At 74.7% G+C, this 26878-nt stretch carries 5 protein-coding genes; all 5 read right to left on the reverse strand.

The features are described 5' to 3' along the window. Positions 1-14 precede the first annotated feature (14 nt). From AC27LF_RS36640 to AC27LF_RS36660, 5 genes are read right to left on the reverse strand one after another with little or no spacing between them, the layout of a single operon-like run. On the reverse strand, positions 15-923 hold the full coding sequence (locus AC27LF_RS36640) for a 3-hydroxyacyl-CoA dehydrogenase family protein (RefSeq protein ID WP_479664374.1): 909 nt from the start codon (positions 921-923) through the stop codon (positions 15-17). Beyond that, positions 920-4435 carry an SDR family NAD(P)-dependent oxidoreductase gene (locus AC27LF_RS36645; RefSeq protein WP_479664373.1) on the reverse strand — a complete coding sequence of 1172 codons (3516 nt, stop codon included), beginning with the start codon at positions 4433-4435 and terminating at the stop codon, positions 920-922. The genes AC27LF_RS36640 and AC27LF_RS36645 overlap by 4 nt, the downstream gene beginning before the upstream one ends. Beyond that, a complete protein-coding gene (locus AC27LF_RS36650; protein ID WP_479664372.1) occupies positions 4432-13851 on the reverse strand; it encodes a type I polyketide synthase in 9420 nt (3139 codons plus the stop codon). Before AC27LF_RS36650 ends, AC27LF_RS36645 begins: the two co-directional genes overlap by 4 nt. Then, positions 13848-24218, reverse strand: a complete 10371-nt coding sequence (locus tag AC27LF_RS36655) for an SDR family NAD(P)-dependent oxidoreductase (RefSeq protein WP_479664371.1) — start codon at positions 24216-24218, stop codon at positions 13848-13850. The genes AC27LF_RS36650 and AC27LF_RS36655 overlap by 4 nt, the downstream gene beginning before the upstream one ends. 19 nt (positions 24219-24237) lie before the next feature. Then, the gene (locus AC27LF_RS36660; protein ID WP_487231291.1) at positions 24238-26844 is read right to left on the reverse strand and encodes a type I polyketide synthase; all 2607 of its coding nucleotides are present in this window, start codon (positions 26842-26844) and stop codon (positions 24238-24240) included. Between the last annotated feature and the right edge of the window lie 34 nt (positions 26845-26878).

Genomic DNA, 26878 nt, shown 5'->3' on the forward strand with positions numbered 1-26878 from the left:
GGTGACCAGGCTCCTCAACGAGTGGCTGCGGTGGTACGGGAACCGTCGCCGTCGACGGCCACGGCGGACGAGGCGGCGGGTGCGCCGTAGGAGTAGAAGCCCTGACCGGACTTGCGGCCGTGCAGACCGGCGTCGGTCATCTGCTTGAGCAGCGGGCAGGGGCGGTATTTGCTGTCGGCGAAGTGCTCGTGCAGCACCTCGATGCTGTAGAGGATGGTGTCGACGCCGATCAGGTCGGCGGTCTGCAAGGGGCCCATGGGGTGTCCGAAGCAGCTGCGGAAGACCTCGTCGACGGTCTCGGCGTCGGCGACGCCCTCGTAGACCAGGAAGGCCGCCTCGTTCACGGTGAGCATCAGCACCCGGTTGGACACGAAGCCGCAGGCGTCGTTGACCGGGATGGCCTTCTTGCCCATCGAGGCGAGCAGGTCGCGGACCTTCTCCAGCGCCTCGGGCGAGGTGTGGTGGCCCGGGATCAGCTCCACGGCCGGCTTCATCGGCACGGGGTTCATGAAGTGCACGCCGACGAACTGGCGCGGGCGCGCGGTGAGCGAGGCCAGCCGGGTGATCGGGATGGCCGAGGTGTTGGCGACGAACACGGCGTCCGGCTGGACGGTGTTGTCCATCTCCCGGTAGAGATCGCGCTTCAGCTCCCAGTTCTCGGTGATGTTCTCTATCACCATGTCGGCGTCGGCCAGCAGGGCCAGGTCCGTGCCCGCCTTGACGCGTCCCAGGATCGTGTCCGGGTCGAGTTCGGGGCCGCCGAGCAGCCGGCTCATCCGGCTGTTGAGTTCGATCGTGGACAACGCCCTGGTCACCGCCTCGGGGGCGTTGTCGACCAGTGCGACATCATGGCCGGCCTGTGCCAGGTTCTGCGCGACGCCGGCGCCCATCACGCCCGCGCCGACGACTCCTACCAGGGTCACCGGGAACTCCTTCCGTTGATCACTGCACCGAAACTGCGCACCGTCGGGTTCTCCAGGAGCACCGCGACGGGGAAACCCCCGAAGCGGCTCCGGACCCGGGCCATCATGCGGACGGCGGTCAGGGAGTGGCCGCCGAGGTCGAAGAAGCTGTCGTGCACGCCGACGCCGTCGACGCCGAGGATCTCGCCCCAGATCTCCGCCAGCGCCGCCTCCTCGGGCGAGGCGGGGGGTTCGTAGGCGACCATGAGGTCGGGCCGGGGGTGACGGACCCTGCCGGGCCCGGTCTCCTCCGTCGCCCCGCCGGCCGGCTCGGTCCACTGGCCGAGGCGCCGCAGCAGCGGGCCGGTGGAGACGACCACCTGGCGGACCCGGCCGGACACCGCGAGGCAGCGTTCGAGCACCTCGAAGCCCTCGTCGGCGTCGTAGTGGAAGTCCTTCATGGTGAGGCCGAGGTCGCCGTGCGGGTCCGCGCCGAGGTTCCAGGTGTCGAAGTTGACGGGCAGCCACCGTCCGCTGGCGCGGGCGTAGGCGTCCATCGCCGCGTTGGCCGCGGCGTATGCGCCGTAGCCGACTCCGCCCAGGATCGCGGAGAGCGAGGAGAGCGTGATCCGCAGCGGGGCCTCGTCGGCGGCCAGCAGTGTGTCGAGCACCCGCAGGCCGCCGGCCTTGGAGCGGAAGTGCAGCTCGCACACCTCGTCACTGAGCGAGGGGGCGAATCCGAAGTACCGCTCACCCTGGGTGCCCGCGGCATGGATGACGACGTCGATCGTCCCGAAGCGCTCCCGTGCCGCCGCCAGGGCGGCTGCCGTGGCCTCGCGGTCGGCGACGTCCGCCACCGGGGTCAGGACCTCGGCGCCGAGGGCGCGCAGCCGGCGGACCGCCGCGATCGCGTCCGCCGTGCGCGCGTCGTGGCCGGGGGCGTCCCCGTCCTGGTCCGGGGGCAGCGGTGTGCGGCCGAGCAGCACCAGCGAGCAGGAGCGGCGGGCCAGCCGCTCGGCGATCGCGGTGGCGACGGTGCCGAGGCCGCCGGTGATGAGCACTGTCGAGCCGGGGCGGATCACCGGGTGGCCGACGGCGACCGGGCCCAGGCGGACCGGGGCGAAGCCGCGTGTCCAGCGGTCGGTGCCGCGCAGCGCCACGGGTTCGGCGCTTTCGCCGAGCACGGCCTCGCGCAGCAGGTCGGCGCCGCGGGTGGTGCCGTCGGTGTCGGCCAGCCGGCAGGTCAGGTCGCCGAACTCCTGGCCCAGTACCGGGCGCAGGCCGACCAGCGCGGCCTGGCCAGGGTGGCGCAGGTCGCCGCCGGTCGCCTCGACGGCGCCGGAGGTGCACAGCAGCAGGGTGACCGGGCCGGGCCGGGCATCCTCGGACAGGGCGCCGGCCAGGGCGCGCACCGAGTGGAAGCCGAGGCGCTGCGCGGTGGCGTCGTCGGTTTCCCGGCCGGGCAGCAGTGCGTGCAGCACGGTGCGGGGCCGGGGTCCGCGGGCCAGCAGCTCGGCGTAGCCGTTGCCGGCGTCGCGGCTGGTCTTGCACACCACGTCGGCCCCGGCCGCGGCGAGCAGTTCCGCCGCTTCCAGGCCGGGTCCGTCGTCGGCGATCACCCACCAGGGGCCGTGCCGGCGCAGCGTCTCCGGGTCGGGGTCCGCGAGCAGCGGGGTGACCTGCCAGGCCGGGTGCGAGAACCAGTCGGCCGGGTCCGGCAGCCGTCCCGTGGTCGCCTGCGCCGCCCCGGTCGCCCCGTTCTCCTCGGCCGACGTCGCCGAGGTGACCGGCAGGTCGGCGCGCTCGATGAAGTAGCGGCGCCGCTCGAACGGGTAGGTGGGCAGCGGCACGCGCCGTCGCGGCCCGTCGTGCAGCGCCCGGAAGTCGACGTCCGCGCCCGCCAGCCAGCGTTCGGCCGCCTCGTGCGGATCGCGCGGGGTGACGCGCTCCCCGGACGGCATCGCCGGCCCGGCGGCGGGCAGCGTGTCGGGCTCGGCCAGTGCCTTGACCGCGTCGGCCAGTTCGGCGCAGACCACCGCGCACCGGTGGGTGAACCCGCTGCGGCTCTGCTGCAACGTGTGCGCGATGTCGCGCAGGTCCGCCCCGTGCGATGCCCCGCCCGGCTCGCTCAGCCACGCGTGCAGCCGCCGCACGGACTCGCGCAGGGCGGTCGACGTGCGCGCCGACAGCACCAGCAGGTGCGGGCCGGCGCCGTCGGCGGCCCGCTCCGGCGGTTCGGCGGCCTCCTGGAGCACCACGTGGGCGTTGGTGCCGCCCGCTCCGAAGGAGCTGACCCCCGCCCGGCGCGGCCGTGCCGCGCGCGGCCACGGCCGGTCCTCGGTGAGTACGGCGAACCGGTCGGTGTCCAGCGCCCCGTTGGGTCGGCGGTAGCCGCGGGTGGCGGGCAGCACGCGGTGGTGCAGGGCCAGCACCGCCTTGATCAGCCCGGCGACGCCGGAGGCCCGGTCGAGGTGGCCGATGTCGGGTTTGAGCGAGGACAGCACCCGGGGCCGCTCGGGGCTGCCGGGGAAGGCGCGGTTCAGTGCGGCCAGTTCGATCGCGTCGCCGAGCCGGGTGCCTGTGGCGTGGCACTCGATGTAGTCCAGGTCGCCGGGCTCGACGTCGGCGACGGCGAGGGCGTAGGACATCACGGCGCTCTGGCCGTCGACGCCGGGGGCGCCGTACCCGGCCCGGGCCGCGCCGTCGTTGTTGACCGCGCTGCCCAGCAGGACGGCCCAGATGTGGTCGCCGTCGCGCAGCGCGTCGGCCATGCGCTTGAGCGCCACCACGCCCACGCCGTTGCCGACCACGGTGCCTGCGGCGTCGGCGTCGAAGCTGCGCACTGTGCCGTCCGGTGAGACGATCGAGCCGTCCTCGAACTTGTAGCCGACCGGCAGCGGGTCGGCGATGGCCGCGCCGCCGGCCAGGGCCATGTCGCAGTCGTAGGTGAGCAGGCTCTGCGCCGCCAGGTGCACGGCGACCAGCGACGTCGAGCAGTTGGTCTGCACGCCCACCACCGGGCCGGTGAGTCCCAGTTTGTAGGCGACCATCGTGCACAGTGCGTCCGAGGTGGTGCTCATGCCGTACTGCTCCATGGTGATGGTCGCCATCACCTCGGGGCGGGTGAGCACATGCCGCATGCCGTAGGCGCTGGGCGCGACCCCGCCGAAGACGCCGACCTTGCCGGGGACGGCGGTGGGCCAGTAGCCGGCGCCTTCCAGAGCCTCCCAGGCGCATTCCAGGAACAACCGGTGCTGTGGGTCGGCCACCTCCGCCTCGCGCGGGCTGTAGCCGAAGAACGCGGCGTCGAACAGGTCGGTGCCGTCCAGCGGGGCGCCTCTTCGCACATATCCGGGGTCGGCCTGTGTCGCGGGTGGCACCTTGGCGGCGGTGAGTTCCTCCTGGGTGATCTCCCGGATGCCGCCGACGCCGGCGGTGAGGTTGCGCCAGAACGCGGCGACATCGCCCGCGCCGGGGAACCGGCCGGCCATCCCCACGACGGCGAGCTGTGACGCGATGCTGCCATCGTTCATGTCTGCTTCCCTTCCCGGGCCCGGCGCAGGACGCGGCGGCGCGCTTCACTGCGGGCCCGCTCGTCGTCGCCGTCCGTCGTCTCGTCCGCTGCCGGCTCCTCGCCGGCCACGGCGCCGGCGGCCACCAGGAAGCGGGCCAGGGCGGCGACGGTCGGCGCCTCGTAGAGGGTGTGCGGGGCCAGGTCCTCCACCCCGAGCCGGCGGCGGATCCTGGCCATCACCTCCATGCCGATCAGCGAACTGCCGCCCAGTTCGAAGAAGTTGTCGTCGGCGCCGACCGACTCGATGCCGAGCAGGTCGGACCACACCTCGGCGATGGCCTGCTGAGTGGTGCCGGCGGGGGGCACGTAGGGGGTGACCAGGTCGGGCCGCGGATGCCGGCTGCCTTCCAGCTTGGCGATGCGGGCGCCGCCGACGGCGTCCACGGTGAAGTCCCGGCTGATGCGCACGTACTGGGCGAAGTCCTGGGTGTTGACCACGAGGTAGGGCTCGTCCTGGGTCAGCGCCCGCTGGAGCGCGCGCCAGCCCTCGTCGAAGCCGATGCCGAAGCGGGCCCGGTTCTCCCGGAAGAAGGTCTGCACCTCGGTGTCGTAGCCGGCGAGGCCGGCTTCCCAGGCGTTCCACGTCCACTCGCCCCAGCCGATCGCCACCGTGCGCCGTCCGCCGCCCGGCCCCTGGTCGTGGGCGGCCGCGTAGGCGTCCAGGAAGGCGTTGGCGGCGCTGTAGTCGACCTGGCCGGGACCGCCGCCGGTCGCGGAGGTGATGGAGGAGAACAGGCAGAGGAATTCCAGCGGTACGTCGCGCAGCGCGGCCTGAAGCGCGAGGGTGCCGTCCACCTTGGGCGCCATCACCTTGCGCATGTCCCCGGTGGTCTTGAACTGCATGAGGCCGATGCCGGGCAGTCCTGCGGCGTGCAGCACTCCGTGCAGGGCGCCCCAGCGGTCCAGTGCCGCGCGTACCGCGCGCCGGGCGTCGGCCTCGACGGCGATGTCCCCGGTCACGACGGTGACTTCGGCGCCCAGTTCGGTCAGCCGCAGGGCACCGGACAGTCGGCGGCGTGCCTCGTCGCTTGCGGAGGGATCGGCCAGGGCCTGTTCCCACAGTTCGCGCGGCGGCAGGCCGGTGCGTCCGAACAGCACCAGTTTGGCCGCCCGGCAGTCGCGGGCGATCCGCTCAGCCATGGCCAGACCGATGCCGCCGAGGCCGCCGGTCACCAGGTAGACGCCGTCCTCGCGCAGCGGGGTGGCCGGGTGGCCCTCGGCGAGCGGGACCGGCTCGTAGTCGGGCAGCCAGCGGCGGCCGTTGCGCAGCGCGACCACCGATTCGTCGCCGCCCGCGCCGAGTTCGGCGGCGATCAGTGCGGCCAGCCGGCCGGTGTCGCCGGCGGTGGGCGGGTCGACGTCGACGAGCCGGCAGACCACGCCCGGGTATTCCAGCGGGATGCCGCGCACCGGTCCCAGGACGGTGGCCAGTTCGGGCCGGATGGTCTCGGCGCCGGTGACCGGCCGGGTGCCGGTGCTGACCACGTCCAGGGACCACTTGAGCAGGCCGACGTCGTTGGCGGCGGTGGCCAGCGCGATCAGTGTGTCGTTGCCGCGTTCCAGGGCGGCGGCGAGGCCGTCGGCGGCGGATGTCGACAGGGTCCACAGGTGCACCGCCCGCTCGGGCAGGCCGCCGGATTCGCGTAGCAGCCGTAGCAGTTCGCGCAGTTGACCGGCGTCGCCGGGCCGGACGGCGTACTCGTCGGCGCCGATGCGGCGCGGACCGTCGCCGTCGGTACCGGCATCGGCTCCGGTGGGGCGGACCAGGACGACGCTGCCGCCCGCCTCGGTCAGCCGCCGTGCCAGCGGGGTGGCCAGTGCGTCGGCGGGCCCGGTGTCGGTGAACAGCAGCCAGCGGCCGGTGGGGGTGGGCCGGCTCGGGGTGGTGGTGCGCCGCCAGACCGGCGTGTGCAGCCACTCCTCCTCCGGCAGCTTCGGCAGCGACGGCACGCGCGGGTCGCCTCCGGCCGCGGTGGCGTCCTGAGCGGGGGCGGGTGCCGGAGCGTGGGCCGGGGCGCCGGGCGGGGCCTGGAGCCAGTACTCGCGGCGCTGGAACGGGTAGGTGGGCAGCGGGACCCGGCGCGGTGCGCGGCCTGCGTGGTGCGCTGCCCAGTCCACGTCGACGCCGGTCAGCCAGAGCCGGGCCAGCGCGTCGGCCAGCGCGGCGTCGCCGGGCCGGGCGTCGGAGGCGCTGGGCACCGCGGGCACGATCAGCGGCCAGCGGTCCCGGGTGCAGCCGGGGTGCACGCGGACCATGGCGCCGAGGGACTGGCCGGGGCCGAGTTCGAGCAGTGCCGCGTCGGGGTCGGTGAGCAGTTCGCCGACGGCGTCGGCGAACCGGACGGTCGAGCACAGGTGCCGTGCCCAGTACCCGGGGTCGGTGACCAGTTCGTCGGTGGCCGGGCCGCCGGTGACGTTGCAGAGGTAGGGGTGCCGCGGCGGGCGGGGACGCAGGTTGGCCCGTACCCAGGCGGTCAGTTCGCCCGCGATCGGCGCCATCATGCGGGTGTGGAAGGCGTGCGTGGTCGCCAGTCGGCGGGCCGCGACGCCGGCCTCGGCCAGTCGGGCCGCGAACGCGTCGACGGTGTCCGGCTCGCCGCCCAGCACGGTCTGCTCGGGACCGTTCAGGATGGCCGGATCGAGCCCCTGGGCGGCCGGGTCGCCGAAGCGTTCGGCCAGCTCCGCCGGGGGCAGCGACACGGCGAGCAGGGCGCCGGCCGGCAGCCGGGAGATCAGCCTGGCCCGGTACGCGACCAGGCGCAGCGCCTCCGGCAGAGTGAGTACCCCGGCCAGGCAGGCGGCGACGTACTCGCCGAGGCTGTAGCCGAGCATGGCGGTGGGCCGCACGCCCCAGGACATCAGCAGCCGGGCCAGCGCGTACTGGCACACGAACATGGCGGGCTGTGCCAGTTCGGTGCGGGCCAGGTCGTCGGCGCCCGGCTCCGAGACCGGGTCTGCGGCCGGTTCGGCGCGGCCCAGCATCGCCAGCAGCCCGTCGCCGCCGGCAGGTCCGCGCGCGGCGGTGAGCAGGGCCACCGGGTCGGTGGGGGTGTCAGTGTCCGTGTCGGTGCCGGTGTCCGATGCGTCGCGGAGCAGGTCGGCGCACTCGTCGACCGTGGCCCGGAACGCGGGCTCGTGCTCGTACAGGTCGGCGATCATGCCCGGGTACTGTTCGCCGACGCCGGCGAAGAGGAACGCCACCGGGCGGCCGACCATGCTGTCGGTGCGGCGCAGCAGTCCGGGCACGGTGGCGTCGGCAGCGGTCAGGGCGCCGATCGAGTCGGTGACCACGGCCCGGCGGTGCTCGAAGCGCTCCCGGCCGGCCTGAAGGGTGAACGCCACGTCGCGCAGCCGGGCCGCGCCGTCGCCGCGCAGATGCTCGCGCAGCCGGTGCACCGCCTGGTCGGCGGCGTCCTCGGTGCGCCCGGAGACCGGCAGCACCTCGTAGCGGCGCGCCCGGGCGGTGCCCATGTCCTCGCCGGCGGGTGGCTGTTCGGCCGCTTCCTCCACCACCACGTGCACGTTGGTGCCTCCCATGCCGAGTGAGTTGACGCCGGCCACGCGCCGCCGGCCGTCGGGCACCTCCCAGGGCCGCAGCTCGGTGTTGACGAAGAACGGCGACGCGGCGAAGTCGATGTCCGGGTTGGCTTCGCTGAAGTTGAGGCTGGGCGGGATCTGCCGGTGCCGCAGCGACAGCACGGTCTTGATGAGGCCGGTGGCGCCTGCGGCGGCTCCGAGGTGGCCGATGTTGGTCTTCACCGAACCGATCGGGACGTACTGGCGGCGCTCGGTGGTGCCGAACGCCTTCGTCAGCGCGGCCACTTCGATCGGATCGCCGAGCGGCGTCGCGGTGCCGTGCGCCTCCACGTAGGACACGTCCTCGGCGGTGACGCCGGCCGCCGCCATGGCCTGCGAGACGACGGTGGCCTGGCCGACCACGCTCGGCGCGGTGTAACCGACCTTCAGCGCACCGTCGTTGTTGACCGCGGAGCCGCGGATCACCGCGAGCACGGTGTCGCCGTCGGCGCGGGCCGCGGCGAGCCGTTTGAGCAGCACCACGCCGGCGCCGTCGCCGAACAGCGTGCCACTGGCCTGTGCGTCGAAGGTACGGACCCGGCCGTCGGAGGACTCCATGCCGCCGGGGGCGTACTGGTGGCCGACCCGGTCGGGTACGTGGATGCCGACGCCGCCGGCCAGGGCCAGTTCGCACTCGCCGGAGCGCAGGCTCTGGCAGGCCAGGTGCAGGGCGACCAGGGCGGTGGAGCAGAACGTCTGCACGGACAGGCTCGGCCCGGTCAGTCCCAGCTTGTAGGACACGCCGGTGGCCAGCGAGTCCTTGTCGTTGCCGATGACCGAGGCGTAGACGTCGGCCTCGCCTGCGCCGGTCACCGTGGCGGCGTGCCGCATGAGGTAGGTGCTCAGGTTGGTGCCGCCGAACACGCCCACCCGGCCGCGGCCGTCGCGGGCGCCGTAGCCACCGTACTCCAGCGCCTCCCAGCAGCATTCCAGGAAGAGCCGGTGCTGGGGATCGGTGATGGTGGCGTCGCGGGGGCTGTAGCCGAAGAACTCGGCGTCGAAGGAGCGGATGTCGTCGAGCACCGGGCGGGCGGGCACATAGTCGGGATCGTGGATCCGAGCGGCGGGCACGCCCGAGGCGAGCAGTTCGTCCTCGGTGAACCGGGTGACCGACTCCACACCGCCGCTGAGGTTGGCCCAGAACGCGTCCACGTCGGCCGCCCCGGGGAAGCGCCCGGCCAGGCCGATCACCGCGATCAGTCCGTCGTCGCCGGTGGTACCGGTGGTGTCGGCGCGCGGGACGAGCGCGGTGGCCGGCCCGGCGGACTTGCCGGCCGGCTCTGCGATCACCCGGGCCATGTCGTGCACGGTAGGGGCCTCGAACAGGGTGACCGGTGAGACCACCACGCCGAAGACGGCCCGGACGCGTTTCACCAGCTGAAGCGCCAGCAGCGAAGTGCCGCCCAGGTCGGAGAAGTTGTCCCGGGCGCCGACCCGTTGCAGGCCGAGCAGTTCCCCCCACAGTTCGGCGAGGCGACGCTCGCCCTCGCCCTTCGGGGGCACGTAGGGCTGGGCCAGTTCGGGCCGCGGGTAGCGGGTGGTGCCGACCGGTCCCGCGGGTGCCGGGCGACGGCGGTCGACCCACCGCGCGAGCCGGGTGGGCAGCTCACCGGAGCAGACGAGGGTGCGCGGCAGTGGCCGGGCCAGCACCGCGTCGAGCGCGCCGAGCGCCTGTTCCACGCCGAGCGAGTACTGCGCCAGGCTCGCGCCGAGCGCCTGGTCGCCCACCGCGGCGGCGGTCGGCGCCCAGGTGTCCCAGTCGATCGACAGCCAGCGGGTGGGGCCCTCGTGCGGCGCGGTGGCCCAGGCGTCCAGCTCCGAGTTGGCGGCGGCGTAGGAGGCGAAGGTGAGGCCGCCGAGGGTCGCCGACATCGAGGAGAACAGCACGCAGAACCGGGCCGGGACGGCGTTCAGCGCGGCGTCGAGGGCGCGGGCGCCGCCGGCCTTGGCGGCCCTGTGGGCGTCGCGCTGTTCGGGCCCGAGGTCGGACAGGCCGCTGAACATGCGGGGGTCGGTGACGGCGGCCAGGTGGAACACGCCGTCGAGGCGGCCGTGCCGGTCCCGGATGCCGGCCAGTGCCGCGGTCAGCGCGGCGGTGTCGGTGACGTCGAGGGCGACGGTCTCGACGCGGACGCCGCGTTCGCGCAGCGCGCCCACCCCCTCGATGCGGGCGCGCAGCGCCGCGTCGGTGCCAGGGTCGGCGAGCAGGTCCGGCCAGGCGGACCCGTCGGGCAGGCCGGAGCGGCCGGCGAGCACCACCGTGGCGCCGCGGGCGCCGAGGTGGCCGGCGAGGAGCAGGCCGACCGGGCCGAGTCCGCCGGTGATCAGGCAGACATCGCCGGGGTTCAGCTCGATGGCCTCGGGTGCCGCACCGGACGCGCCGGCCTCGGCGGCCGGCACGAACTCCTGGGTCAGGCGTGCTCCGTCGCGCAGCGCGACCGCGTGCTCGGGTACGTCGGCGGCCAGTTCGGCCGCGACGGCATCGGCCAGGGCGGCCGGTCCGAGTCCCGTAACGTCGAGGGTGCGCACGGCGAGCGTGTCGTACTCCTGCGGGGCGACCAGCGCCGGTCCGAACACGGCCACGCGCTCCGGGAGGACCAGGTCGCCGGGACGTACGGCCCGCGCGTTCTCGGTGACCACGAGCAGATCGGTGACGGCCCCGGCGTCGCCCAGCGCGGCGGCCAGCGCGCGCAGGTCGTCGAAGGCGTCGGCGGTGAGTCCGGTCAGGTGGGCGACGGAACCGGGTGCGGGGGCGTCGTCCAGCAGGGCCCGGTAGTCCGTGCCGGGGCGGTGGGCGGTCACCTCGCGGCCTTCGGCGGCGAGGTGGGCGATGACCGCGTCGGCGGCCGGGCCGCGGTCGGCGACGACCCACACCGGTCCGTCGGGGATGCTGCCGCCGGCCGGCAGCGGCGCGGAGCGCCAGGCCGGGGCGAGCAGTTGGGGCTCGCTCCCGGCGGCCGGTGCGGAGGTGGCAGGTCCGGGGGCGGCCGGAGCCGACGCAGTGGCGGGGGCGCGCGTGTCGGCGGGGATGCGCTGTGCCTCGGGGGTGCGCGCGGTGTCCGGCTCGATCCAGTAGCTCTGCCGCTGGAACGGGTAGTCCGGCACGGTGGTGCGGCGCACTGCGCGGTCGCGCTGATAGGCGGCCCAGTCGACGGGCGCGCCGGCCAGCCACGCCTGGGCCACCGTGCGGGCGAGCACGGCCGTGCCGTCGGCCGGGTCGCCCTGGGCGGGCAGCGTCGGCAGCAGCAGCGGCCACTGGTCACGCGAGCAGTCGGGGTGGTTGCGCGCCATCGCGCCCAACGACTGTCCGGCGCCCAGCTCGATCAGCAGGTCCTCGCCGGTGAGCACCTCGGTGAGCATGTCGGCGAAGCGCACGGTGCCGCACATGTGGTCGGCCCAGTACCCGGGGTCGGCCAGCTGCCGCTCGGTGATCGCCTTGCCGGTGACGTTCGACAGGTACGGGATCTCCGGCGTCCTCGGCCGCAGGTTGGCCCGCGCCCAGGCGGTCAGCTCGGGCGCGGCCGGGCGCAGCATCGCCGAGTGGAAGGCGTGCGTGGTGCGCAGCTCCCGGCAGGGCACGTCGACGGCGGCCAGCCGGTCGACGACCTCGGCGATCGCGTCGGCCGGTCCGGACAGCACCGTGAAGCGGGGTCCGTTGACGGCCGCGACATCGACGCCGGTGGCCGTCAACGGGCCTATTTTCTCGGTCAGTTCGGCGACGGACAGGCCCACCGCGGTCATCACGCCGCCGGGCAGTGCGGAGATCAGGCGGGCGCGGGTGGCGAGCAGGCCGGTCGCCTCGGCCAGTGTGAGGCTGCCGGACAGGCAGGCGGCGGCGAACTCGCCGACGCTGTAGCCGAGCAGGATCCGCGGTCGCAGACCCCAGGACATGAGCAGCCGGCCCAGCGCGTAGTCGACGGCGAACACGGCCGGTTGCAGGATCTCGGTGGCGTCGTCCTGTCCGTCGCCTTCCGGCGCCGGGCCGTCGGCGCGGCCCATGAGGCGGGCCAGATCGGTGCCGCCGGTCTCCCGCTCGCCGAGGAACCGCTCCACGGGATTGCGGCCCAGCTGGGCGGTGAACAGTTCGGCGCACTCGTCGAGCGCGTCGGCGAAGACCGGTTCCTCGGCGTGGACGGCGGCGGCCATGCCCCGGTAATGCTCTCCGACACCGGCGAGGAGGAAGCCGACGGGGCGGTCGGTCCTGGCCTCCTCGCGGGCCAGCACCCGGTGCTCGCGCTGCTCGCCCAGGGCACGTACGGCATCCTCTGCGGAGTTCACCACGACGGCCCGGCGGTGGGCGAAGACGGACCGGCCGCACTGGAGGGTGTGCGCGACGTCGGCGAGCGCGGGACCGTCCGGCCCGGCAGCGGCCGAGTGCAGGCGCTCCGTGTAGGCGGTCGCGGCCGGTTCGGAGCGAGCCGACCAGACCACGATCTGGTGCGCCCGCGGGACGAGCGGCCCGGCCGGGGCCGGCGGCGGTGCCTCCTCCACGATCACATGGGCGTTGGTGCCGCCCATGCCGAACGAGCTGACCCCGGCCCGGCGGGTGCGCTCGCCGCGCGGCCACGGGCGCTGGTCGGTGACGACGGCGATCCTGCCGCCGGAGCGCGCCAGTTGCGGGTTGTCCCGCTCGTGGTGCAGCGTGGCGGGGATTCGTTCGTGGTGCAGGGCGAGCGCGGTCTTGATGAGGCCGGTGACGCCGGCCGCGCGGTCCAGGTGGCCGAGGTTGGTCTTGACCGAGCCGATGCCGAGCCGGGTCACCTCGGGCACGTCGTAGACCCGTTGGAGGGCGGCTGTCTCGATGGCGTCGCCGAGTCCGGTGCCGGTGCCGTGCGCCTCCACGTAGTCGATGTCGGCCGGGGTGAGTCCGGCCGCGGCCAGCGCCTCGGCCATGACCCCGGACTGGCCACGCACGCCGGGGGCGGTGAACCCGACCTTGTTGGCGCCGTCGTTGCCGACCGCCCAGCCGCGGATCACCGCGTAGATCCGGTCGCCGTCCAGCAGCGCGTCCTCCAGCCGCTTGAGTGCGACCACGCCGACTCCGCTGCCGACCGGGGTGCCCTGCGCGGCGGCGTCGAACGCCCGGCAGGTGCCGTCCGGGGACGTCATGCCTGCCTCCTGGTAGAGGTAGCCGACGCGGTGCGGCACGTTCACCGACACTCCGCCGGCCAGCATCAGGTCGGCCTCTCCGCTGACCAGGGCCGAGCAGGCGACGCAGACAGCGACCAAGGAGGTCGAGCAGTAGCTCTGCACGCTGAACGAGGGACCGGTCAGGTCCATCGCGTAGGCGACCCGGGTGGCCAGCGAATCCTTGTCGTTGGCGAGGCCGACCTGCACCTCGCCGACGGTGTCGGCCAGTTCGGGGCGGGTGAACAGGTTGTTGGTGAGGTAGGAGCTCATCGCGGCGCCGGCCACCACGCCGATCGCGCCGTCGAAGCGAGCCGGGTCGACGGCCGCGTCCTCCAGTGCGTACCAGGCGTTCTCCAGGAACAGGCGCTGTTGCGGGTCGAGTACGGCGGCCTCGGAGGGCGGGTAGCCGAAGAAGCCCGCGTCGAAGCGGTCGATGCCGGTGAGCACGGAGCCGGCGCGCACGTACGCGGGGTCGGCGAGCAGTTCCTCGCCGACGCCGGCGGCGCGCAGTTCGGCCTCGGTGAAGCGGGTGACGCTGTCCACTCCCGCGGTGAGGTTGCGCCACAGTGCCCGGACCCCGTGCGCGCCCGGGAAGCGGCCGGCCATGCCGACCAGCGCGACGTCGGTGCCCGTCTCGTCCTGCGGTTGCTCGTCGAACGGCTCGTTCATCGGGCGTTCCTCCTGCGCTTGCTGGTCGAGGCGCCGGCCCGGGCCCGGCGACGCTCGCCGCGGCCGGTGCCGTCGTCGGGGGCCGGCTGCCGGCCGGACGGGACGGCGTCCGCGCCGGCGATGCCGTCGAGCAGCGTGGCGAGTTCCGCCACGGTGGGGTGTTCGAAGAGGGTGGCGGCGGGCAGTTCGGTGCCGAACTCGGCGCCGACGCGGGCCACGACGGCGAGGCCCACCAGCGAGGTGCCGCCGAGTTCGAAGAACGGGTCGTGGGCTCCGACGCCGTCGATGCCGAGGTGTTCCTCCCAGATCCGCGTGATGCGCCGTTCGGTCTCCGTGCGCGGCGGTCGGTGGGCGACCCTCAGGTCCGGCCGGGGGAAGCGGCTCTCCGGAGGGACGCCCGGCACGGCCGGTCCGGCGGCGCCCGGGTCCGCCAGCGCCCGGACGGCGGCCACGAAGTCGGCGAGCGGCTGGTTGAGCACGTAGACGTGGGACGGCCCGGCGGCGAGCGCGCTGACCAGCGCGTCGAGGCCCTCCTCGTCGGTGAGGCCGTACTCGTCGCGGTGGCGGCGGGCCCGGTCGCGCAGTCCGGGTACGGCGGCGTACGCCTCGGACTGCCACCTGTCGCGCTGCCACGGCCCCCAGCCGAGGGAGACGACGCGGGCCGCCACCCGGCCGTCCTCGGCCTGGGCGAACGCGTCCAAGAACGCGTTGGCCGCGCCGTAGTCGCCCTCGCCGTGCCCGCCCACGGCGGTGACCAGCGAGGAGTACAGCACCAGGAGTTCGGGCGGCCGGTTGCGCAGCGCGCGGGCCAGGCCCAGCGTGCCGTTGATCTTCGGGGCGAGTACGGCGGCGGCCTGCTCGCGGGTCTTGGTCTGGAGCAGTCCGGTGCCGGGCACGCCGGCGGCGTGGATCACCGCGTACGGCGGTCCGAGGCGCTCGTGGACCTCGTCCAGCGCGCGGGCCGCCTGCTCCGGGTCGCTGACGTCGGCGCGCACGGTGCGCACCTCGGCCCCGGCGGCCCGCAACTGACGGATCGCCAGCAGGATTTCGCTGGTCGGATCGGTCACCGGGTGCCCGTCGAGCCACCAGTCCCACAGTTCCTCGGCGGGCAGCTCGGAGCGGCCGATGAGGGCCAGTTTGGCGCCGGTGGGGGCGAGCCGCCGGGCGAGCGCGAGACCGAGACCGCCGGTACCGCCGGTGATGGCGTACACGGCGCCGGGACGCCAGATCTGTTCGTCGTTCACCTTCGGCAGCCGCACCTGGTCCGTGCCCGGCAGCCAGCGGCGGCCGCGGCGCCAGGCGCTGAGCAGTTCGGCGACGCCGTCGGGCCCGGTCGCGGCGTCCACGCCGAACTCCCGGCACAGCTGGGCGGCGCGCGTCTTAGGGGCGTCGGCCGGGTCGAGGTCGACGCAGCGGACGCGCAGGCGCGGGTACTCGACCACCACCGATCGGCACAGCCCGGTGACGGCCGCCGCGAACGGCTCGACCGGCTCGCCGCCGAGCACGTCGCACGTGCCGGTCAGCGCGACCAGCAGGTCGGCGGGGCGGTGCGGCCGGGTGCGGCCGAGTGCCTGCACGAGCGCCAGCAGGCCCAGCACGCCGCCGTCGAGCGCCCGGTCCACATCGTCGCCGGTGTCCGGGCCGTCGCCGGGGGACGGCACCTCGTAGACGAGGCGCAGCGGGCCGTCGGCGGGTGCGTGTGCGCGCAGCAGGTCCGCGTAGTGGTCGGCGGTGCCGCCGCGCGGCAGCACGCTCGTGCCGAGGTGGCCGGCCGTTCCGCTGTCGCCGAACACCAGGGTCGGGGCGCCGTCCGGCGCGTCGGTGGAAGGCACGGGGACCGGGGTGTTCTGCCGGCGCCATGTCGGGGCGAGGAACCGCACGCCGCGCTCGCCGCCGGGCGCCGCGGCCGGGGCCCCGGCCGTGGTCGCCGGGGTGTGGCCGGCGGCCAGTTTGGCGCGCCGGGCGGTCGGCATCGGCCAGTACCGGGTGCGCTGGAACGGGTAGCCGGGCAGCCGGGTGAAGGTGCGCGGCTCGGGGTGCGCGGCGCCGAAGTCGACGTGTGCGCCGAGTTCCCAGAGCCTGCCGAGCGCCGTGAGCCAGGTACGCCGGTCGGCGACGCCGCTGTCGGGCAGCAGGGCCACCGCGCCCTCCTCGCGGCCGGTGGTGAGGACGACGCTGGCGTAGCGGGCGCAGGCGCCGGCCGCTTCGGTGTAGCGCGCGGTCCGGTCGGCGGCGGACCAGTAGCCGGGGTCGGCGGCGGCCTGCGGGGTGAGCACCGCGCCGGTGACCGGGGAGACGAGGGTGACGCGTGGTTCGGCCGGGGCCGCCACGCGCGCGGTCGGGTCGGCGGCCAGCGCCATGGCGTCGGCCGGGCTGAACACACCGGCCAGGCAGGCGGCGACGTAGTCGCCGACGCCGTGGCCGAGCAGCACCATGGGGGCGAGGCCGTACGCCTCAAGCAGCCGGGCCAGGGCGTACCGGGACGCGAACTCCGGGTGGGCGGCGCACTCGTCGTAGGCGGCGCGGTAGGCGGGCTCGGTCTCGTGGAGCACGGTGAACGCGTCCGCCGGCGTGCCGGCCAGGATCAGGCCGATGCGGTGGGGCTGGGTGTCGGCGGTGGTGGCGCCGGCCGGGTCGAGGGTGCTCAGGGCGGTGTGCGCCTCGGCGGCGTCGTCGACGACCAGGGCCCGGCGGAGCGGGAACGCGGCCCGGCCGGTTTGCAGTCCGCGGGCCAGGTCTGCGGGCTGCTGTCCGCACCCGGCGAGCAAGGCGGCCAGCGCGCCGAGTGCCGGGGCGCCGACCGCGGACAGCGGCAGCAGGTGCGGGCCGGCCGGGGGCGGTTCGGGCGCGGACAGCGGCTCGGGCGCCTGCTCGACGACGAGGTGGATGTTGGTGCCGGACCAGCCGAACGAGCTGACTCCGGCGCGGCGCGGCGACCCGGTGTCAGGGAGCGGTGCCCGGGCGGCGCGCAGCGGACGGACCGGACCGTCCAGTGACACCATGGTGTTCGGGGTGTCCAGGTGGAGGTTGCCGGGGAGTTCACCGGCGCGCAGCGCCAGCACGGTCTTGACGAGTCCCGCCATTCCGGCCGCGGTCAGCAGGTGTCCGACGTTGGTCTTCACGGCGCCGACGTGCAGCGGCCGCTGGGCCGGGCGGTCGCCGAACACCTCGGTGAGCGCGCTGATCTCGATGGCGTCGCCGAGGCTGGTGCCAGAGCCGTGCGCCTCCACGAAGTCGATGTCGCCGGGGGCCAGCCCGGCGTCGTCGAGGGCCTGGCGGATGACGGCGAGCTGGGCGTGCTTGTTCGGTGCGGTGAGGCCGTTGCTGTGCCCGTCCTGGGTCATCGCCGTACCGCGGATGACCGCGTGGGTGGCGCGGTGCTGCCGGTCGGCGTCCTGGACGCGCTGGAGGACGACGGCGCCGCCGCCCTCGCCCATCACAAATCCGTCGGCGGAGGCGTCGAAGGTCTTGGTGCGCCCGTCGCCGGCCAGCATGCTCATCTTGCATGCCTGCACGAAGGCGCCGGGGTCGGTCAGTGCCGAGGCCGCCACGACGACGGCCGTCTCGCACTCGCCGCGGCGCAGGCTCTGCACGGCCAGGTGGACGGCGGTCAGCGCGGACGAGCAGGCGGTGTCCACCGTGAGACAGGGGCCGCGCAGATCAAGGTGGTAGGCGATGCGTCCGGCGGCGGCGCTGGCGGACAGGCCGAGGCCGAAGTTGGGGTCGTTGAGAGCGGTCTCGCCCTCGGCGTCGAGCTGCCGGTTGCCGTACTGCTGGGAGTCGCTGAGGCCGAGGAAGATCCCGGTGCGGCTGCCGGCCAGCCGGTCGGCGGGGATGCCTGCGTCCTCCAGCGCCTCCCAGACCAGTTCCAGCGCGAGCCGGTGCTGCGGGTCGAGGCGCATCGCCTCCTGCGGGGTGTAGCCGAAGAACTCGGCGTCCCATCCGGCGATGTCGCGCACCAGGGAGGCTTTGCGGGTGTATGCCTTGCCGGGCGCGCCGCGGCGCGGGTCGTAGAACTCGTCCATGTCCCAGCGCTCGGCCGGTATGTCGGTGACGGCGTCGGCCCCGGCGAGCAGGTTGGCCCAGAACAGGTCGGGCGAGTCGGCGCCGCCGGGGAACCGGCAGCTCATCCCGACCAGGGCCACCGGGCTGTCGGCGGCTGCCGCGGCGGTCGCGGGGGCCGGCGCCGGCGCCGGTACGTCGCCGATCAGGTCGCTGTGCAGTCTGCGGGCCAGTGCCAGCGGGGTCGGGTGGTCGAAGGTGAGGGTGGCAGGCAGCGTCAGCCCGGTTGCCCGGGTCAGCCGGTTGCGCAGTTCGACCGCGGTCAGCGAGTCGAATCCCAGCTCGCTGAAGGGCCGGCCGAGGTCAAGGCCGGTGGCGTCGGCATGTCCGAGGGTGCGCGCGGCGTGCCCCGCGACCAGGTCGGTGATGTGGCGGGCCCGTTCGGCGATGGGCAGTTCTGCCAGGGCGCGGCGCAGCCGCTGCCCGGCGTCGGCGGCGAGGCCGTCGTCGGCGGCCTGGCGGCGCACGGCGGCCGGGCGCAGTCCGGACAACAGCGGCGGCAGCTGGGCGGCGCGCCGCAGGTCGAGTTTGACCGGCACGGTCAGCGCCCGGTTGTGCCGCAGTGCCTCGTCCCACAGCGCGGTGCCCTCGGCGGCGGTGATGGCGCCGACGCCGAGCCGCGCCATGCGCGCCCGGTCGGCCTGTGCCATCGTGCCGGTCATGCCGCCGTCCTGTTCCCACAGTCCCCAGGCGAGCGAGATGCCGGGCAGTCCGGCGGCGCGGCGGCGGGCCACGATCGCGTCGACGGCCGCGTTGGCCGCCGCGTAGTTGCCCTGCCCGGCTCCGCCGAGCACGCCGGTGGCCGACGAGTAGACGGCGAACAGACTCAGGTCCAGATGGCGGGAGAGTTCGTCGAGGTGGCCGACCGCATCGGCCTTGGCGGCGAGCACCCGGTCCAGCCGCCCGGGGGTCAGCGCGGGGATCACGCCGTCGTCGAGCACGCCGGCGGTGTGCACGATGCCGCCGATGCGCCGCCCGGAGAGCAGCGCGGCGACCGCGTCCCGGTCGGTGACGTCGCAGGCCAGCACCTCGACGGTGGCGCCGGCGGCGCGCAGTTCGGCCGCGAGCCGGTCCGCGCCGGGGGCCTCGGGGCCGCGGCGGGAGGCCAGCACCAGGTGCCGTGCGCCGTCGGCGGCGAGGTGCCGGGCGAGCCGGGAGCCGAGGTCGCCGGTACCGCCGGTGATCAGGATGGCGGCCTCGGGGCCGGCCGGCGGGTCCACGGTGAACACGATCTTGCCGGTGTGCCCGGCGCGGCCCATGAACCGGAACGCCTCGGGCGCTTCCCGGACGTCGAAGACGGTGGCGGGCAGGGGGGTGAGCACACCGCGCCCGAACAGCTCCATCAGCTCGGTGAACATCTCGGCGAGCCGGTCGAAGCCGGGATCGAGCAGGTCGTACGAGCGGTACTCGACGTCGGTGCGGACGGCGGCGACCCGCTCGGGCGGACGGATGTCGGTCTTGCCCATCTCCAGGAAGCGCCCGCCGGGGGCCAGCACCCGCAAGGAGGCGTCGACGAACTCACCGGCCAGCGAGTTCAGCACCACGTCCATGCCGGGAAAGGACTTCTCGAATTCAAGGGTGCGCGACGAGGCGATGCGCTCCTCCGGTACGCCGAGCGCGCGGACCACCGGCCACTTGGCGGGGCCGGCGGTGGCCCACACCTCGGCGCCGTAGTGGTGCGCCAGTTGCACGGCCGCCATGCCGACGCCGCCCGCCGCCGCATGTACCAGCAGCTTCTCCCCCGCCCTGAGACGGGTCAGGTGCCGCAGTCCGTAGTAGGCGGTGAGGAACACCACGGGGATCGTGGCGGCCTGTACGTAGCTCCAGTCGTCCGGGATGCGGTGCAGGCCGCGCCGGTCGGCGACCACCACGGAGCCGAAGGCGCCGGGGCAGAGGCCGAACACCCGGTCGCCGGGGGCGAGATCGTCGACTCCGGGTCCGACGTCGACGACCACGCCGGCCGCCTCGCCGCCGAGCCTGCCGACGTCACCGCCGACCATGCCGAGGCCGACGACGACGTCACGGAAGTTGAGCCCGGCCGCCCGGACCGCGATGCGCACATGTCCGGGCGGGGTCGGGGCGTCCGCGTCGTCGGCGGGCAGCCAGGCCAGGTCGTCGACGGTGCCGCCGGAGCGCATCGCAATGCGCATCGGGGCGGCCAGTTCGGCCGGGGCGACCGGCAGCCCGCCGCCCGTGCGGACCAGACGGGCGGCGTGCGGTGTCTGGCCGCGCACCGCGAGCTGCGGTTCGCCGGTGGCGGCGAGCCCGGCCAGCTCCGCGTCGGACAGTTCGGTGTCGGCGTCCACGAGGGTGATCCGGCCCGGGTTCTCCAGCTGGGCGCTGCGGGTCAGACCCCATGCCGCGGCCTGGGCGGGGACGACGTCCTCGCCGTGCCGGGCGGCCACGCCGCCGCGGGTGACGACGGTCAGGGGGGTCTCGTCCCCAGCCGCCAGCCAGGACTGGAGCCCGGCCAGTACGGCGGCGGTGACGGCGTGCACGTCCTCGCCCGCCGGGACGCGCAGCACCGTTCCCGTGGCCGCGGCCTCGGACGGAGGGGAGGCGGGGGCGGGGCCGCAGGGCACCCAGTCCAGGCCGTACAGATGGTGGGCGCGTGGGGTCGTGTCGAGGGCGCCGGCCGGCAGGGGGCGCAGCGTCAGCGCGGCGGCGGTCAGCACGGGTGCGCCGGCCGCGTCGGTGACGAGTAGCCGTACGGCGCCGGTGCCGGCACGGGTGATGCGGACCCGCACCCGGACCGCGCCGACCGCGTGCAGCCGGACCCCGGACCAGGCGAACGGCAGCAGCGGCCCGTCGGTGCCGCCGGCGTCGAGCAGGTCACCGAACGCGGCGGCGTGCAGACAGGCGTCGAGCAGGGCCGGGTGCAGTCCGTACGCCCCGGCGTCGTCCCGCAGCGGCTCGGGCAACTCGGCCTCGGCCAGGATCTCGCCGTCGCCGCGCCAGATCGCGCGCAGGCCGCGGAAGGCGGGGCCGTACGGCAGTCCGCGGCCGGCCAGCGTCGCGTACGCGTCGTCGGCGGTGACCGCGACCGGTCCCGGCGGCGGCCAGGACCCGGCAGGACGGGCCTCGGTGAGTCCCGCTCCGGCAGGGTCGTCCGGGGCGAGCGTGCCGGTGGCATGGGCGGTCCACTCGTCCCCGTCGCGCAGCCGGGCGTGCACGGTGACCGGGCGCCGTCCCCGGGCGTCCGGCGGGTCGAGCACGACGCGCACCGGCACCACGCCGTCGACCGGCACCGGCGCCTGGATGACCAGTTCCTCAAGGACGGGGCAGCCCACCTGGTCGCCGGCGCGGATGGCCATCTCGACCAGGCCGGTGCCGGGCAGCAGCACCTGGTCGAAGACGCGGTGGTCGTCGAGCCACGGCAGACCGGTGGCGGAGAGCCGCCCGCTGACCAGTGTGGCACCGCCGCCGGGTACTTCGAGGACGGCGTCCAGCAGCGGGTGGCCGACCACGCCGAGGCCGAGCGCGGCGGCGTCGGCGCCCTGGCCGGCGGGCCGGGTCGCCCAGTAGCGCTCGTGCTGGAAGGCGTACGTCGGCAGGTCGAGCACCGGCGCGGCGGGCAGGAACGCTTCGAGGTCCACGGGCACGCCTGCGATGTGCAAGGCCGCCGCGGAGTGCAGGAAGCGCCGTAGTCCGCCGTCGTCGCGCCGCAACGAACCGGTGACCACCGGGGCGGCGCCTTCGGTCGTCGCCGTATCCTCGATGGCGCCGGTCAGCACCGGGTGCGGGCTGACCTCGACGAAGCCGGTGCAGCCGATCTCCAGCAGCCGCCGGGTGGTTCGCTCGAACTCGACGGTCTCGCGCAGGTTCCGGAACCAGTACGCCGCGTCGAGGCTCGCGCCGTCGAGCAGGTCGCCGGTGGTCGCGGAGTAGAAGGCGATCTCGCCGTCGCGCGGGCGGATCGGGGCCAGTTCGGCCAGCAGCCGGTCCTTGACGGCGTCGACGTGGGCGCAGTGGGAGGCGTAGTCGACCGGCACGCGTCGCGCCTTGACCGCCTTTTCCCTGCACCGGCCCAGGAACTCGTCCAGCGCGTCCTGGTCGCCGGAGACGACCGTGGCGGCCGGGCCGTTGACGGTGGCGATGCCAAGGCGGTCGCCGTACGGTTCCAGCCGTTCGGCGACCTCGGCGGCGGGCAGGGCGACGGAGGCCATGCCGCCCTTGCCGGAGATGTCCACGAGCAGTCGGCTGCGCAGCGCGACGACCCGGGCCGCGTCGTCGAGGGTGAGCGCACCGGCCACGCAGGCGGCGGCGATCTCGCCCTGGGAGTGCCCGGTGACCGCGCGGGGGTGCACGCCCGCCGAACGCCACAGCGCGGCGAGTGCAACCATCACCGAGAACAGCACGGGCTGCACGACGTCGACGCGCGTCATCTCGGGGGCGCCGGGCGCGCCGCGCAGCACGTCGGACAGCCGCCATTCGACGTAGGGGGCGAGTGCCTCGTCGCACTCGGCGAGCCGGGCGCGGAACACCTCACAGGTCTCGGCGAGGCGCACCGCCATCCCGGCCCACTGCGAGCCCTGTCCGGGGAAGACGAAGGCCAGTCGGCCTCCGGTTTCGGCCGCGGAGTCCGAGGTGATGACCGAGGGATGTTCGTCGCCCGCGGCGACGGCGGCCAGCCCGGCGAGCAGTTCGTCGCGGTCCTCGCCCAGGACGACGGCCCGGTGGGCGAGCCGGGCCCGCCGCTCGACGAGCGCGGCTCCGAGGTCCGCGGGCGGCAGGCCGGGGTGGTCGGCGACGTACTCGGCGAGCCGGGCGGCCTGGGCGCGGAGGGCGGCGGCGGAGTGGCCGGACAGCGCCCAGGGCACCACGCCGCGGGAGCCGGCCGACGCGATAGGTTCGGCCGGCGCAATGGGCTGAGGCGATGTGGTGGTGCCGGCTGCCTCGGTGGAGGGCTCGGGCTCGGCGGCGGGCGCCTCCTCCAGGATCACGTGTGCGTTGGTGCCCGAGATGCCGAACGAGGAGACGGCGGCTCGGCGCGGACGCCCCGTCTCCGGCCAGGGCCGGGCCTCGGTCACCAACTCCACCGCGCCCGACGACCAGTCCACCCGCGACGAGGGAACACCCACATGCAGCGTCGGTGGCACCACACCCGCCCCCATCGCCTGCACCATCTTGATCACACCCGCCACGCCCGCGGCCGCCTGGGTGTGACCGATATTCGACTTCACCGACCCCAGCAACAACGGCCGGTCCGCAGGGCGTTCCCGGCCGTACGTCGCCAACAGCGCCTGCGCCTCGATCGGATCACCCAGCGAGGTGCCCGTGCCATGCGCCTCCACCACGTCCACGTCGGCGGGAGTCAGTTCGCCCTGGGCCAGTGCCTGCCGGATGAGGCGCTGCTGCGACGGACCGCTGGGCGCGGTGAGGCCGTTGGATGCGCCGTCCTGGTTGACCGCGGAGGCCCGCACGGTGGCCAGCACCCGGTGTCCGTTGCGCCGCGCGTCGGAAAGCCGCTCAAGGAGCAGCAAGCCAACGCCCTCACCCCACCCGGTGCCGTCCGCGTCGTCCGAGAACGACTTGCACCGCCCGTCCGGGGAGAGTCCGCGCTGCCGGCTGAAGTCGACGAACGTGGTGGGGGTGGCCATCACGGTCACACCGCCGGCCAGCGCCAGTGAGCATTCGTCGTTGCGCAGCGCCTGGGCGGCCAGGTGCAGGGTAACCAGTGAGGAGGAGCAGGCGGTGTCGACGGAGACGGCGGGGCCTTCCAGGCCGAGCACGTACGAGATGCGCCCGGAGGCGACGCTGCCCGCGCTGCCGCTGCCCTGGTAGCCGTCGAGTGCCGCGAGGTCGACGGCGGCCCAGGCCGAGTAGTCGTGGTACATGAGCCCGGTGAAGACGCCGGTGCGGCTGCCTCGCAGCCGGTCGGCGGGGATGCCGGCACGCTCGAACGTCTCCCAGGCCACCTCAAGGAGCAGCCGCTGCTGCGGGTCCATGGCCTGCGCCTCGCGCGGGTTGACGCCGAACAGCCCGGCGTCGAACCGGTCGGCGTCGGCCAGGAAGCCGCCGTGCCGGGTGTACGACCGGCCGGCCGCGTCCGGATCGGGATCGTAGAGTTCCGCGACGTTCCAGCCCCGGTTGTCCGGGAACTCGGACACCGCGTCGACGCCGTCGGCGACCAGGCGCCAGAGGTCCTCGGGCGACGCCACACCCCCGGGGTAGCGGCACGCCATGGCGACAATCGCGATCGGCTCGGAGTTCTTCCGTTCGAGGTCGCGCACCTGCAACCGGGTGCGGTGCAGCTCGCCGCTGAGCCGGGTCAGGTAGTCGCGCAGTTTCTCGTTCTCGTCCACCGGTGCACCACTCGTTTCGTCAGATGCCGAGCTGATCGTCGAGGAAGTCGAAGAGTTCATCGTCAGTGGAGGACCGCAATCGGTCAGTGACCTCCGCCGCGCTGGTCGCGTCCCGCTCGGCGCCGCGCAGCAGTGCCCGGAGCCGTTCCGCGATCTGGGCGCGGCTGTCGTCGTGCCGGTCGGGTGCGCTGAGGAACTCGCCGACCGAGGTCAGGTCGCGCAGCACCCGGTCCAGCAGTTCCTCCTCGCCGGGCACCAGCAACGTGCCGAGGAAACGGGCGACTTCGACCGGGGTGGAATGGTCGAAGGTGAGCGTGGCCGGCAGTGCGACCCCGGTGGCCCGGGTGAGCCGGTTGCGCAGGTCCACGGCCGCCAGCGAGTCGAACCCCGCCTCGGTGAAGGGCCGGGTCACCTCGACGGCCCGGACCTCTCCGTGGCCGAGCACTCGCGCGGTCTGGGCGACCACCAGGTCGAGCAGGGCCTGCTCGCGCTCGGCGGGGTTCAACGCCGCCATTCGGTCTCGTAGTTGCTCGGTGGTGGCGGCGTCGGGGCCGGCCGCGGTGCGCCGCCGCGGGGCCGTCGGTACCAGTGCGGAGAGCAGCTTCGGTACGTGTGCGGACTCAGCGATGGTCCGCAGGTCGAGGACAGCGGGCACGACCACCGCGCGGTTCTGCGCCAGCGCCGTGTCCCAGAGCGTGCGGCCGTCGGCGGCGGTGAGCGCGCCCATGCCGAGCCGTGCCAGCCTGGCCCGCTCGCTGTCGCCGCCCATGCCGCCCGCGCCGGCCCAGATTCCCCAGGCCAGCGAGATTCCGGCGCGCCCGGCGGCGCGGCGGCGTTCGATGAGGGCGTCGACGGCCGCGTTCGCCGCCGCGTAGTTGCCCTGCCCGGCCGCGCCGAGAATGCCGGCGGCCGACGAGAACGCCACGAACGGCTCTGCTTCGGGGCACAGGTCGTCGAGGTGGCGCAACGGTTCCACCTTGGGGGTGATGACGCGGTCGAGCCGGTCGGCGTCGAGCGTGTCGAGTGTGCCGTCGTCGAGCACCCCGGCGGCGTGTACCACTCCGGTGATGCCATGGCGGGCGACGAGTTCGGCGAGCGCGTCGCGGTCGGTGACGTCGCAGGCGACGACCTCGACCCCGGGCAGCCGCTCGCGCAACTCGTTCATGCCGGGTGCCTCCGGGCCGCGCCGGGAGGCGAGCACAACCCGCTCGGCACCGGCGGCGAGCAGGTGCTCGGCGAACACTGTGCCGAGTGCCCCGGTGCCACCCGTGATGAGGATCGTGCCGCTCGCCGTCGGCCCCTCCGGCTCCGCGGCGGGGTGGCCGTCCGGTTCCGGGGCCGGGATCCGGGCCAGCCGGGGGACCAGGAACTCGCCGCCGCGCCGGGCGAGTTGAGGTTCGCCGCCCGGCAGCTCGTGCGGCAATCCGCGGGGCAGTTGCGTGCCGGGCTCGACATCGACGAGCACGATCCGCTCCGGGCTCTCGGCCTGGGCGCTGCGGACCAGTCCCCAGACGGCGGCCATGGCGGGGTCGGGCCGCTCCCCCGCCGTGACGGCCACGCCGCCCGTGGTCACCACGATCAGCGGGCCGGTGCTCTCACGCAGCCGGGTGAGCGCCCACGTCGCGGCGGACAGCGAGGAGTCGGACGGCGGGACCTGGCAGACGGTGGTACCGGCGGTGGTGGCGGTCCCGGCTGGGGCGGGCATCCAGTCGACGGCGTAGAGATGGTCCGTGGGGTCGGTGGCACGCTGCGGACGCGTCGCGCGGGAGGCCGGGCGCAGGTCCAGTTCGTCGACGGACAGCACGGGGACGCCGGCCGGATCGGTGAGCAGCAGCCGCCGGCCGTCACCACCGCCGCCGGCGGTGCCGGTGCGGGTGAGCACGGCCCGTACGGCAGTGGCGCCTGTGGCGTACAGGTGCACGCCGCGCCAGGCGAACGGCACGAGCGTCTCGTCGGTGTCGGTGGTGCTGGTGTGCAGGGCGACGGCGTGGAGGGCGGCGTCGAGCAGGGCGGGGTGGATCCCGTAACCCTCGACGGCTTCCTGCCCCGCCACCGCCTCGGGCAGTTCGACTTCCGCGTAGACCTCGCCCGGCCCGGGCCCGGCCCAGGCAGCGGTCAGCCCCTGGAAGGCAGGACCGTAGTCCAGACCCGCCGCGGCGAACCGCGCATAGGCACCGGACAGCTCCAGCCGTTCGGCGTCAGCGGGTGGCCAGACATCCCCCACCACCGCCGGCTCGACAGGCACCTGTTCACTCAACGCACCCGTGGCATGCGCAACCCACTCCTCACCCGCCCGGCAGTACACCGTGACCGGCCGGACACCCCCGGAACCAGCGGCCTCCACCACGATCCGCAACGTGGCGGGCACCACCACCGGGACTTGGATGACCAGTTCGTCGAGGACGGGGCAGCCGGCCCGGTCACCGGCCGCCACACACAGATCGACCAGCGCGGCACCCGGCAGCACAGCCTGCTCATACACCCGATGATCAGCCAGCCAGGAATGCCGCCCCGCATCAACACGGCCGGTGAACACCAACGCCCCCGTCGACGGCACCTCCACCACACCCGCCAGCAACGGATGAGCAGCCGGCTCCACCCCCGCAGCGGCGACATCACCGCCCACTCGCCCGGACAACCAGTAGGGGCGGTGTTGGAAG

The organism is Streptomyces diversicolor (assembly GCF_057537855.1).